Consider the following 12,619-nt stretch of genomic DNA (forward strand, 5'->3'; position numbering starts at 1 on the left):
GGATTCATTTTTTTATTGAAATTTGAACTATATTCGCCAAAAAGTTCATGCCACTGAATTTTTTCAGAACCCAAAAAACACTAAATCCTACATAGAATGAAAGCAATTCGTTTTTTACTTATTACCTTAATTTTTATTTCTGCAAAATCATATTCACAAGTTGAAGTAAATGCAATCAAATATAGAGAAAAGGAACGTTTTATTACCACAACAATTGGTTATCCGGCTCCAGGAACTTATACCCCAGCGGGGAAAAAAGAGCCAATATTTTTATTAAATCCAGACGGAACAGGCGTTTATCAATACGAAGATTTAACCAAGCAAAAAATCAACTGGGGAATTGAATGTACTGAAGAAGGCATTCCCGTTTTCAAAGAAGGCTTCAACAGTGCTTCTTATACGCTTTGGTATAGAACCTACGACAGCGAAGAATGGAACTACACGCAATTTTCGATTCATTTTGCCAAGAAAAAAATGTTCATCATGGGCGAAAGAGTGAAAGATTATGAAGATTATAATGATCTTGGAAAAACTGCACCGAATAAATAATTTATAATTTTTTCGAAAATTTACTACAAAAAAGAAAACGTTTTCGTTGATTTTTAAGAGTCCCTATAAATTTTCCCATAAAATTCCACAAAATTAAAAATTATACCTATTTTTTATTTAATTTGCGATAAAATTCAATATATTAAACATGGTTTCAATCACACGCCTTTTTGATTTTCCCTATTATCAACAAGAAACTTACAACCTTCCGGTTGCCTTAGCAACAAAGAAAAACGGAGTCTGGGAAAAAACATCTAGCCAGGAATATATTGCAAAAGCAAATGCTGTTTCAAGAGCATTATTGCGCATGGGCATTCAGAAAGATGATAAAATTGCCCTAATTACATCAAACAACCGTACAGAGTGGAATATTATGGATATTGGAATTCTGCAGACAGGTGCGCAGACTGTTCCAATTTACCCAACAATTTCTGAAGAAGATTACGAGTATATATTAAATCATAGTGGCAGTATGTACTGTTTTGTGTCTGATGATGAAGTACTTCAAAAAGTAAGGCTGATTCAGGCAAATGTACCTACTTTAAAAGAGGTATATTCTTTTAATGAAATCCCAGAATGCAAACACTGGAGCGATTTAATTATTTTAGGCGAAGACGAAAGCAATCAAAATGAAGTTGAAGCTAGAAAAGACAGTATAAAAACAGACGATCTTGCTACAATTATTTATACTTCTGGAACAACAGGAAGACCGAAAGGCGTTATGCTTTCGCACAAAAATATTGTTTCAAATGTTTTAGACAGTGCCCCAAGAATTCCGTTTGATCCAGGAAAAAGTACTGCATTGAGCTTCTTGCCTATTTGCCATATTTTTGAAAGAATGATCTTGTACATTTATCAATATTATGGGGTTTCGGTTTATTTTGGAGAATCAATTGACAAAATCAGCGATAACTTAAAAGAAGTTCGTCCAACTGTAATTACGGCTGTACCAAGACTTTTAGAAAAAGTTTACGATAAAATTTATGCAAAAGGAGCTGAATTAACGGGCATCAAGAAAAAATTATTTTTCTGGGCGATTGATTTAGGTTTACGATATGAGCCATACGGAGCAAATGGCGCTTGGTATGAGTTTCAATTAAAAATTGCCCGCAAACTGATTTTCAGCAAATGGAAAGAAGGTTTGGGCGGAAATTTAGATTTAATGGTTTCTGGAAGCGCCGCTTTACAGCCACGTTTGACTAGAGTTTTTGCTGCTGCAGAAATTCCGGTTATGGAAGGTTACGGATTATCTGAAACTTCTCCGGTAATTGCGGTAAACGACCAAAGAAACAGAGGTTTCAAAATTGGAACTGTTGGAAAAGTAATTCGCAATGTAGAAGTTAAAATTGCCGAAGACGGAGAAATCCTTTGCAAAGGACCAAACGTAATGTTAGGTTACTTTAAAGATCCTGAAAAAACGGCTGAAGCTTTACAAGACGGTTATTTCCACACGGGAGATATTGGAGAAATTGACAACGAAGGTTTCTTGAAAATCACCGACCGTAAAAAAGAAATGTTCAAAACTTCTGGAGGAAAATATATTGCACCACAAATCATTGAAAATGCTATGAAACAATCTCGTTTTATTGAGCAGATTATGGTGATTGGTGATGGCGAAAAAATGCCTGGCGCGTTTATTCAGCCAAATTTTGAATTCGTAAAAGAATGGGCAAAAATCCACAAAATTACTTTAGGAAAAACAGATAAGGAAATAAGCGAAAATCCAGATGTTATCAAACGCATCGATGATGAAGTAGAAAGCATCAATGAGAAATTTGGAAACTGGGAAAAAATCAAACGTTTTGAGTTAACTCCAGATGTTTGGTCGATTGACGGCGGACAGCTTACTCCTACTCTAAAATTAAAACGTAAAATCATTAAAGAAATTTACAAAGATCTTTACGCTAAAATCTATGGTCATAATTAAAATTCCAAAATAATTAACCAAAGAAAAAGGCTGTCTAAATTTTGACAGCCTTTTTTATTTTTTTAATAATTGTGTTTCATTATTTAACCGCAAAGAGCGCTAAGATTTACGTAAAAAAACGCTAAGATTGCTTTCACGCAGATTTAGCAGATTTGAGCAGATTTTTAAATAATCTTTTTAATCCTTTAATCTGTGGCTAAAAAACTTTGCGTCTTGGCGCCTTTGTGGCAAAAAAGCCTAAAAAAACAAGCTTTTAAAATCTAGAAAGAAACTTCTTTTCTTAGACTTTTTTTCAGGCTGTTCCGTTTTAGTTTTAGAATTTTCGTAAAACTTTTTGAAAGGACGTTGCTCAAAACCAACCAAAATTGCAGCCATATTTATAGCGTCAATGTTTGACGGATCTGTTTCACCTTTAAAGAAAGTCTCGATAGGTCTAAACTTATCTTTCGTTTCCTTAAACTTGTTCTTTTTAGTATGATCGAAATCTAAACCCAATAGATTACTGAAGACATTCAAATCATCCTTTGTTGGGTTGTTTTCGAAAATCAGCCAGCAAAAATCACGAAGTTTTCCACGAGAAGGCTTGTACAAATAATCAAAGTATTTACCTTCTTTTTCTTTCTCGTATTTTTTTCTAATTGCGTTTTTATATTGTTGTAAAGTATTGTTTTGCATGGTATTTTGATTTTGTAATTCTTGGGAATCTCAGGAAATCGAAGGCTTTTCCGGAAAATCTAACATCACAAAAGTTCAAAAGCACCATTGCTTTACCAGAGAAATATCTCTAAATGATATATATAATTTTCCTAAAATTCACCTTCCCATTCCATAGGTTAATAAGTTCCAAATCCATTTCTCTACTCGAGGCAAATGGCAACTCACTAAATTCCACTTTATCTGTTTGACCACTATAGTCTGACCTAAGTCCTATTTTTTGATTCATCCTTATTTTTTTTGTTTTTTGAGGGACTAAGATGCTGAGATACTAAGTTTTTTCTTTTAGCACTCTCAACCTTTGTCACTTTGTTTCTTTATTACTTTGTCACTTGCCGTTAAGGCATAAAAAAAGCACCCGATTAAAGGTGCTTCATAACAAATACGATATAACTATCCTATTGCCTATATTGATGCACCGACATGTAAAAGCATTCAAGACCCGAAGTCGAGGCTGCTAATCCTGCGTTGTGTATGTATAATTTAAAACTCATTTTATTTATTCTTTTAATTGTTGTTGTAATTGTTGTTGTAATTGCTATTGCTATTGTTATTGCAATTTGTTTCGATTTTGTTCAGCAAAGATATGATAGAAAAAATCATATTTCCAAATCTTTTTTAAGATTAATTTTCTGAGTATCAAATAGTTAACCGCAAAATAAAAACAAAGAAATTCCTGTCCGCAAACTGGTGCAGCTCTTAATTATGTATCAAATGACTGTTGCTCATTAGATTACGTTCCAAGACTATATTTCGCTATTTTGATTAATCATTAAACATTTTGGTCAATTATTTTTTTAGTTTTTTTTAGTTATGGTTTGTTTAGCTGTCACACTGAGCGTCCCGAGGCTTCGGGAGAAGTGCTTTTTAACCGAAATCGAAATGCTTTAAAACAAAAAAAGCGTCCTACAATGAGGACGCTTTTCTGTTTTATGATGAGTTTGACTCTAAATTTTATATTTCAATTTCACAAAAACACACACGCATCCTGAGCTTACAGCTGGAGAATCTCCGGCTAAAGTTTCAAAAATTTGGTTTGCTGAAAGTATCATTGTGTTTTTATTGTTTTTAATTACAGATACAAATGTAGTATATTTTGTGATAATTTAACAAAATTTAAATAAAATATATTATTTGTAACAAAAATTATCCACCAAACTTGCCGAACTGGTTTGATCAAAAAAAAAAAATCAAATGAGTTGCAAAAGATTTGCTTACAGGATTTTTCTTCTTCTTCATATAATTGAAAACTGAAATGTTTAAGATTATCTCTTTTTTGTTTTTACTCTATTTATCCTTTTAAAGAGATATAAACCACAAAACAACACTAAACTAAACGCATAATTTTTTGAATAATACCGAATTAAACCTCGTTTTAAAATCAAAAAAGATTTTTTACAACATTAATTTTGTTAAAATTTCAAAAAAGAATAGTATATTTCAGTTAAAATTTAACCACAAAACACTGTAAACCAAAGACATTTTTTAATTAACCAAAAATTTATTTAAAAATAATATGCATGCATAGTATTTTTTAATTATATTTGAAATCGATATAGTTACCTATGAAAGATAAAACGATAGATTATATTTTGAGAGCGACATGGCAAGCTGTTTCAAGAATGTATAACGAAGAAGCTGCAAAGTACGATGCAACAATGGCAACCGGATTTGCACTTTTAAGTATGGACAAGGAAGAAGGAACACCATCGACCGCTTTAGGCCCGAGAATGGGTATGGAAGCTACAAGCTTAACCAGAACGCTCAAATCTATGGAGGAAAAAGGTTTAATTGTTCGCAAAAAAAACCCAAGCGACGGCCGAGGCGTATTAATCTACTTGACCGAATTTGGAAAAGAAAAAAGAGATTTATCTAAAAATACAGTTCTGAAGTTTAATGAAACCGTTAGAAAACATGTCTCAGACGAAAAACTGAAACATTTTATCGAAGTTTCTGAAATCATCAACGAACTGATTCACGATAAAAACATATTTAATCAAACAGAAAATACAGAAAATGAATAGTATTTCTTTAAAGAGATAATTCAGATTCTGGCAAAAAACAAATATTAAGTACCTATGAAACGCACAATTAAAAAAGTTGCTGTAATTGGATCCGGAATTATGGGTTCAGGAATAGCTTGCCATTTTGCCAATATTGGTGTTGAAGTTTTACTTCTTGACATCGTACCGCGCGAATTGACCGAGGCTGAAGCTAAAAAAGGATTAACTCTTGAAAGTAAAGCTGTTCGCAACCGAGTGGTAAACGAGCACTTGGCGAATTCATTAAAATCGAAACCATCTCCTATTTACAGTCAGAAATTCGCAAATAGAATTACGACTGGAAATACGACTGATGATATGGCAAAAATTGCCAATGTTGATTGGATTATCGAGGTTGTTGTAGAGCGTTTGGATATCAAAAAATTGGTTTTTGAACAAATCGAGAAATTCCGTAAACCGGGAACTTTGGTTACTTCTAATACTTCTGGTATTCCAATTCATTTTATGAGTGAAGGAAGAAGCGAAGATTTCCAACAACACTTCTGCGGAACACACTTTTTTAACCCTGCGCGTTACTTAAAATTATTTGAAATTATTCCTGGTCCAAAAACTTCTACTGAAGTATTGGATTTCTTAAACGAATACGGATCTAAATTCTTAGGAAAAACTTCGGTTGTTGCTAAAGATACTCCGGCGTTTATTGGGAACAGAATTGGGATTTACGGAATCCAGAGTTTATTCCACCTCGTAAAAGAAATGGGATTAACGATTGAAGAAGTTGATAAATTGACTGGCCCTGTAATTGGTCGTCCAAAATCGGCTACTTTCCGTACGGTTGACGTTGTTGGTTTAGATACTTTGGTACATGTTGCCAATGGTATTTACGAAAACTGCCCGAATGACGAACAACACGAATTGTTCAAACTTCCTGATTTCATCAACAAAATGATGGAAAATAATTGGTTAGGAAGCAAAACTGGACAAGGTTTTTATAAAAAAGTAGATAAAGATATTCTTTCTTTAGACTTAAATACATTAGAATACCGCGCTGCGAAAAAAGCAAATTTTGCTACTCTTGAACTAACAAAAACCATCGATAAACCAATCAATCGTTTTAAAGTCTTAGTAAAAGGAACAGACAAAGCGGGAGAATTCTACCGTAAGAGTTTCGCTGGAATGTTTGCGTATGTGTCAAACAGAATCCCTGAAATCTCAGACGAATTATACAAAATTGATGATGCCATGAAAGCTGGTTTTGGATGGGAAAATGGTCCATTCGAAATCTGGGATGCAATTGGTGTTGCCAAAGGAATTGAAATCATGAAAGCTGAAGGTTTGGCGCCTGCTGCATGGGTTACTGAAATGTTGGCTTCTGGAAGTGACAGTTTCTATACTGTTAAAGAAGGAGCAACTTATTTCTATAACATTCCGACAAAATCACAAGTAAAAGTTCCTGGACAAGATTCATTCATTATTCTGAACAACATTCGCGAAAGCAAAAAAGTTTGGAGCAACAGTGGAGCAATCATTCAGGATTTAGGAGACGGAATTTTGAATTTAGAATTCCAATCTAAAATGAATACAATTGGTGGCGATGTTCTACAAGCTATCAATAAAGCAATCGACTTATCTGAAAAAGAATATCAAGGTTTAGTTATTGGTAACCAAGCAGCGAATTTCTCTGTTGGAGCTAATATCGGAATGATTTTCATGATGGCGGTTGAGCAAGAATACGATGAATTGAACATGGCTATTAAATTGTTCCAAGATACAATGATGCGTGTTCGTTATTCTTCTATTCCAGTTGTAGTGGCGCCTCACGGAATGACTTTTGGTGGTGGATGCGAAATGAGCTTACACGCTGATAAAGTGGTTGCTGCTGCAGAAACATACATGGGATTAGTTGAATTTGGTGTTGGTGTACTTCCTGGTGGTGGTGGATCTAAAGAAATGGCTTTGAGAGCTTCAGATTTATTCCGCAAAAATGATGTGGAATTAAACGTTCTTCAAGAGTATTTCTTGACTATCGCAATGGCTAAAGTTTCGACTTCTGGTTATGAAGCTTTTGACACAGGACTTTTACAGCACGGAAAAGATGTTATTGTAGTAAACAAAGATCGTCAGATTGCTGAAGCTAAAAAACATGCTTTATTAATGGCTGAAGCTGGTTACACACAACCTATCAGAAGAACGGATGTGAAAGTATTAGGAAAACAAGCTCTTGGAATGTTCTTAGTTGGAACAGATCAAATGGAAGCTGGAAAATACATTTCTGAGCATGATAAGAAAATCGCGAACAAACTAGCTTATGTAATGGCTGGTGGTGATTTATCTGAAGCGACTTTAGTATCTGAACAATATTTATTAGATATCGAACGTGAAGCTTTCTTATCTCTTTGTACTGAGAGAAAAACGCTGGAGCGTATTCAATATATGTTAACTAAAGGAAAACCGCTTCGTAATTAGAGAATAAGATGAAAGAAGCAAGAAACAAGACTTCAAAACAAAGTTTTGTCTTTTCTCTTGTCTCTTGCCTCTTTCTTCTAATAAATCTTAAAAAAACAAAAACAAATGAAAACAGCATATATAGTAAAAGCATATAGAACAGCAGTTGGAAAAGCTCCAAAAGGTGTTTTTAGATTTAAAAGACCTGATGAATTAGCTGCAGAGACCATTCAGTTTATGATGGACGAACTGCCTAATTTCGATAAAAAACGTATCGATGACGTTATGGTAGGAAATGCCATGCCGGAAGCGGAACAAGGTCTTAACGTTGGACGTTTAATCTCTTTAATGGGATTAAAAGTGGAAGACGTTCCTGGTGTTACAGTAAACCGTTACTGTGCTTCTGGATTAGAAACTATCGGAATGGCGACTGCTAAAATCCAATCAGGAATGGCAGATTGTATCATTGCTGGTGGTGCTGAAAGTATGAGTTTTATTCCGATGGGAGGTTACAAACCAACTCCAGATTATAAAGTTGCCGCTGCAGGTCACGAAGATTACTACTGGGGAATGGGTTTAACTGCTGAAGCGGTTGCCAATCAATATAAAATCTCAAGAGAAGATCAGGATGAGTTTGCTTATAACTCTCATATGAAAGCTTTGAAAGCGCAGGCAGAAGGAAAATTTGACAAACAAATCGTTCCAATTACTGTTGAGCAGACTTTCATCAATGAAAACGGAAAAAAAGAAACTAAGTCATACGTTGTAAAACAAGATGAAGGTCCAAGAGCTGGAACTTCTGTTGCTGCTTTAGCTGGTTTAAGACCTGTTTTTGCTGCTGACGGAAGTGTAACTGCGGGGAATTCATCTCAAATGAGTGATGGTGCAGCTTTTGTTTTAATCATGAGTGAGGACATGGTTAAAGAATTGAATCTTGAGCCAATCGCCAGATTAGTAAACTTTGCTTCTTCTGGTGTTGAGCCAAGAATTATGGGTATCGGTCCGGTAAAAGCAATTCCGAAAGCGTTAAAACAAGCTGGATTAACATTAAACGATATCGAATTAATTGAATTAAACGAGGCTTTTGCTTCACAAGCTTTAGCTGTAACTCGCGAGTTAAACATTAATCCAGATATCGTAAACGTAAACGGTGGAGCAATCTCTTTAGGACACCCTCTTGGATGTACAGGAGCTAAACTTTCTGTTCAGTTATTTGATGAGATGAAACGCAGAGGTAACAAATACGGAATCGTTTCGATGTGTGTGGGAACTGGGCAAGGAAGCGCTGGGATCTACGAGGTATTGTAGTTTTTGAGAGGAAAGAAGCAAGAAGCAAGACTTAATTTTGGGATGAAGATGCTCTGAAAACAAAAGCTTTAAAAGTAGTAAAAAACTTACTTTTAATTTTTCTTCTTATCTTGGCCTCAAAAAACATGAGACACAATTTTAAGAATTTGAAAATTTGGATTTTAGCTATGGAAATCACTAATGATATTTATAAACTAACTGCCTCTTTTCCAAAATCAGAAACGTATAGTTTGACAAGTCAAATGAATAGATGTTCTGTTTCAATGCCTTCTAATATTGCTGAAGGCTCTAACAGAGGAAATAAACACTTTCAGCATTATTTGAATATTAGTTTAGGTTCATCATTTGAATTGCAAACACAATTACTGATAGCTTTTCAAAATGAATATCTATCTAAGACAAAAACAGAAGAAATAGAAAACAAAATAATTGAATTTCAAAGGATGACATCAGGTTTCATAAGTAAGTTAGATCAAAGTCTTTCTTCTTGACTCTTGCATCTTTTATCTAAACAAAAACAAAATGGCAGATACAATCGAAAAAAACGTGACTCGTGGTGGTCAGTTTTTAGTTAAAGAAACAAAATGCGAGGATATCTTCACACCAGAAGATTTCTCGGAAGAGCAGTTAATGATGCGTGACTCTGTAAAAGAGTTCGTTGACAAAGAATTATGGGCGCATAAAGATCGTTTTGAGAAAAAAGATTACGCTTACACAGAATCATCTATGCGTAAAGCTGGTGAACTTGGACTTCTTGGAGTTGCAGTTCCTGAAGAATACGGCGGATTAGGAATGGGATTTGTTTCTACAATGTTGGTTTGTGACTACATTTCTGGAGCAACAGGTTCGTTCTCAACTGCTTTTGGTGCACACACTGGAATTGGAACTATGCCAATTACGCTTTATGGATCTGAAGAACAAAAGAAAAAATACGTTCCGAAATTGGCTTCTGGAGAATGGTTTGGAGCTTATTGCTTAACTGAGCCAGGTGCAGGTTCTGATGCTAACTCAGGAAAAACTAAAGCGGTTTTATCTGAAGACGGAACTCATTACTTAATTACAGGTCAAAAAATGTGGATTTCGAATGCAGGTTTCTGCTCGGTTTTCATCGTTTTTGCTCGTATTGGAGATGATAAAAATATTACAGGTTTCATCGTAGAAAACGATCCTTCAAACGGAATTTCTATGAATGAAGAAGAGCATAAATTAGGAATCCGTGCTTCTTCTACTCGTCAGGTTTTCTTTAACGAAACAAAAGTTCCGGTTGAAAACATGTTGTCTGAAAGAGGAAACGGTTTCAAAATCGCAATGAACGCTTTGAACGTTGGTCGTATTAAATTGGCTGCTGCTTGTTTAGATGCGCAAAGAAGAGTTACTTCTGGAGCTGTAAAATATGCTAACGAAAGAATTCAGTTCAATACTTCTATTTCATCTTTTGGAGCTATCCGTTCTAAATTAGCTGAAATGGCAACTAACGCTTACGCTGGAGAAAGTGCTTCTTACCGTGCTGCAAAAGACATCGAGGACAGAATCGCTGCTCGTGAAGCAGAAGGAACTTCTCACCAAGAAGCTGAATTGAAAGGTGTTGAAGAATATGCTATCGAGTGTTCTATCTTGAAAGTAGCAGTTTCTGAAGACGTTCAATCTTGTTCTGACGAAGGAATTCAGATTTTTGGTGGAATGGGATTCTCTGAAGACACTCCAATGGAAAGTGCTTGGAGAGATGCTCGTATCGCTAGAATTTACGAAGGAACAAACGAGATCAACAGAATGCTTTCTGTAGGTATGTTGATCAAAAAAGCAATGAAAGGTCACGTTGATTTACTTGGACCAGCAATGAAAGTTCAAGAAGAATTAATGGGAATTCCATCTTTTGATACTCCAGATTTCTCTGAATTATTTGCCGAAGAAAAAGGAATCGTTGCTAACTTGAAAAAAGTTTTCTTAATGGTTGCTGGTAGCGCTGTTCAAAAATATGGTCCTGAATTAGATGCTCACCAACAATTATTAATGGCAGCTTCTGATATCTTAATCGAAATTTATATGGCTGAAAGTACAATTCTTAGAACTGAGAAATTGGCTAAAGCTCAAGGTGAAGATAAAGTTCAGGAGCAAATTGCTATGGCAAAATTATACTTATACAAAGCTGTAGATATCGTAAACTCAAGAGGAAAAGAAGGAATCGCTTCTTTCGCTGAAGGTGACGAACAACGTATGATGTTAATGGGATTAAAACGTTTTACAAAATACACTAACTTACCAAATGTTGTAGCGTTAAGAGAAAAAATCGCAGCAAAATTAGTAGCAGAAGATACTTACTGCTTCTAATATCACAATAGTTTTTAGCTTTTAATTTGTTTAAGCCCGCGCAAGTCCGAAACTGCGCGGGCTTATTTTTTTGTTTTTTGTAACCATATAAGTGATATAAGTTCATTTAAAAAGAATGTTGATTTAGTGGGCAACTTTGTCAAAGTTTATTTACTAATAAAAGCGCAATCTAAAATGAACTTATATCACTTATATAGTTTAATAATTCTATATTTAACATTCTAAAACTTCAAAAAATAAAAAATGAAACAAATTAACCTAATTGCATTTTTATTTCTCTGTGTTTTTTCCACAACAACTTTTGCTCAGAAAAATAAAAAATTGGACATTATCGCTTACTATACAGGCGATTCTAAATTAATTGACGAATATGAAGTCAATAAACTAAATCAGATTATTTTTAGTTTTTGTCATTTAAAAGATGGAAAACTAAGCGTCGATTCTCCTAAAGATTCATTGACGATCAAACATTTAGTTTCGCTGAAAGCAAAAAATCCGCAACTAAAAATCATTTTATCACTTGGCGGCTGGGGTGGCTGTGAACCTTGCTCTTCGGCTTTTTCAACTGCTGATGGGCGTTTGAAATTTGCTAAATCAGTAAAAGAAGTCAGTGATTATTTTAAAGTTGATGGATTAGATTTAGATTGGGAATATCCAGCAATTGAAGGACTTCCGGGACATTTGTTTCAAGCTGTTGACAAGCCAAATTTTACTGAACTGCTTAAAATTTTACGTTCTACTTTAGGAAAAAAATACGAATTGAGTTTTGCAGCTGGCGGTTTTCAAAAATATCTAGATGAATCTATTGATTGGAAAGCTGTTACACCGCTAGTAAATCGTATCAATATCATGAGCTATGATTTGGTTAACGGATATTCTAAAGTTACGGGACATCATACACCACTATACAGTACCAATCCAAAAGAGGAATCAACAGACAGAGCCGTTACTTTTTTATTAAAACAAGGAGTTCCTGCTGAAAAATTAATTATTGGAGGCGCATTTTACGCGAGAACATGGAAAAATGTCGAAAATATAAACAATGGTTTGTATCAATCTGGGGAGCATATTCAGGGAGTTGACTTTAAAAATTTTGCTACAACTTATACCGAAGCCAATGGCTGGAAGTATTTTTGGGATGATAAAGCCAAAGCTCCTTATTGGTACAACGAAAAAGAAAAAACTTTTGCAACCTCTGACAATCTTGTTTCAATCAAAGCGAAAACAGAATATGTAAAATCTAAAAAATTGGGCGGTATCATGTTTTGGGAACTTCCTTTAGATACGCCGCGCGACGGAATGGTAAATGCCATTTATAAAGTCAAAAACAAATAATTAAAACGTA

9 protein-coding genes are annotated in these 12,619 nt (G+C 34.6%); 8 read left to right on the top strand and 1 reads right to left on the bottom strand.

What is annotated here, in order from left to right:
- Positions 1 to 96: 96 nt before the first annotated feature.
- Both RB619_RS08885 and RB619_RS08890 read left to right on the top strand, forming a co-directional pair.
- On the top strand, positions 97 to 549 hold the full coding sequence (locus RB619_RS08885; protein ID WP_308096522.1) for a hypothetical protein: 453 nt from the start codon (positions 97 to 99) through the stop codon (positions 547 to 549).
- Between the two features lie 148 nt (positions 550 to 697).
- Entirely contained in the window at positions 698 to 2,476 is a 1,779-nt protein-coding gene (locus RB619_RS08890; protein ID WP_308096524.1) for a long-chain fatty acid--CoA ligase, read from the top strand.
- 237 nt (positions 2,477 to 2,713) lie between these two features.
- Here RB619_RS08890 and RB619_RS08895 read toward each other — a convergent pair whose 3' ends face one another.
- The gene (locus RB619_RS08895) at positions 2,714 to 3,151 is read right to left on the bottom strand and encodes a hypothetical protein (protein ID WP_308096526.1); all 438 of its coding nucleotides are present in this window, start codon (positions 3,149 to 3,151) and stop codon (positions 2,714 to 2,716) included.
- Positions 3,152 to 4,755: 1,604 nt separating this feature from the next.
- Here RB619_RS08895 and RB619_RS08900 point away from each other — a divergent pair.
- The 6 genes from RB619_RS08900 (at position 4,756) to RB619_RS08925 (ending at position 12,609) form a co-directional block, all read left to right on the top strand.
- Complete coding sequence (locus RB619_RS08900) at positions 4,756 to 5,214, top strand: MarR family winged helix-turn-helix transcriptional regulator (protein WP_035647209.1); 459 nt, start codon at positions 4,756 to 4,758, stop codon at positions 5,212 to 5,214.
- A 54-nt stretch (positions 5,215 to 5,268) separates the two neighbouring features.
- Positions 5,269 to 7,659: a 3-hydroxyacyl-CoA dehydrogenase/enoyl-CoA hydratase family protein gene (locus tag RB619_RS08905; protein WP_089053191.1), complete on the top strand. Its 2,391-nt coding sequence runs from the start codon at positions 5,269 to 5,271 to the stop codon at positions 7,657 to 7,659.
- 105 nt (positions 7,660 to 7,764) lie between these two features.
- Positions 7,765 to 8,946 (top strand): acetyl-CoA C-acyltransferase, encoded by a 1,182-nt coding sequence (locus RB619_RS08910; RefSeq protein WP_308096531.1) that lies wholly within the window; start codon positions 7,765 to 7,767, stop codon positions 8,944 to 8,946.
- A 125-nt stretch (positions 8,947 to 9,071) separates the two neighbouring features.
- Positions 9,072 to 9,437 (top strand): four helix bundle protein, encoded by a 366-nt coding sequence (locus RB619_RS08915; RefSeq protein WP_308096533.1) that lies wholly within the window; start codon positions 9,072 to 9,074, stop codon positions 9,435 to 9,437.
- Positions 9,438 to 9,468: 31 nt separating this feature from the next.
- Positions 9,469 to 11,274, top strand: coding sequence for an acyl-CoA dehydrogenase family protein (locus RB619_RS08920; protein ID WP_308096535.1), 1,806 nt, complete (start codon positions 9,469 to 9,471; stop codon positions 11,272 to 11,274).
- A 243-nt stretch (positions 11,275 to 11,517) separates the two neighbouring features.
- Positions 11,518 to 12,609, top strand: a complete 1,092-nt coding sequence (locus RB619_RS08925) for a glycoside hydrolase family 18 protein (protein WP_308096537.1) — start codon at positions 11,518 to 11,520, stop codon at positions 12,607 to 12,609.
- The last annotated feature ends 10 nt before the right edge of the window (positions 12,610 to 12,619 follow it).

The sequence above is a fragment of the Flavobacterium sp. LHD-80 genome (genome assembly GCF_030929605.1).
Taxonomy (GTDB): Bacteria; Bacteroidota; Bacteroidia; order Flavobacteriales; family Flavobacteriaceae; genus Flavobacterium.

Excerpts from the sequence above, each read along its gene's own strand:
- RB619_RS08885 (WP_308096522.1), top strand. The coding sequence starts at position 97 with ATGAAAGCAATTCGTTTTTTACTTATTACCTTAATTTTTATTTCTGCA.
- RB619_RS08890 (WP_308096524.1), top strand. The coding sequence starts at position 698 with ATGGTTTCAATCACACGCCTTTTTGATTTTCCCTATTATCAACAAGAA.
- RB619_RS08895 (WP_308096526.1), bottom strand. The coding sequence starts at position 3,151 with ATGCAAAACAATACTTTACAACAATATAAAAACGCAATTAGAAAAAAA.
- RB619_RS08900 (WP_035647209.1), top strand. The coding sequence starts at position 4,756 with ATGAAAGATAAAACGATAGATTATATTTTGAGAGCGACATGGCAAGCT.
- RB619_RS08905 (WP_089053191.1), top strand. The coding sequence starts at position 5,269 with ATGAAACGCACAATTAAAAAAGTTGCTGTAATTGGATCCGGAATTATG.
- RB619_RS08910 (WP_308096531.1), top strand. The coding sequence starts at position 7,765 with ATGAAAACAGCATATATAGTAAAAGCATATAGAACAGCAGTTGGAAAA.
- RB619_RS08915 (WP_308096533.1), top strand. The coding sequence starts at position 9,072 with ATGAGACACAATTTTAAGAATTTGAAAATTTGGATTTTAGCTATGGAA.
- RB619_RS08920 (WP_308096535.1), top strand. The coding sequence starts at position 9,469 with ATGGCAGATACAATCGAAAAAAACGTGACTCGTGGTGGTCAGTTTTTA.
- RB619_RS08925 (WP_308096537.1), top strand. The coding sequence starts at position 11,518 with ATGAAACAAATTAACCTAATTGCATTTTTATTTCTCTGTGTTTTTTCC.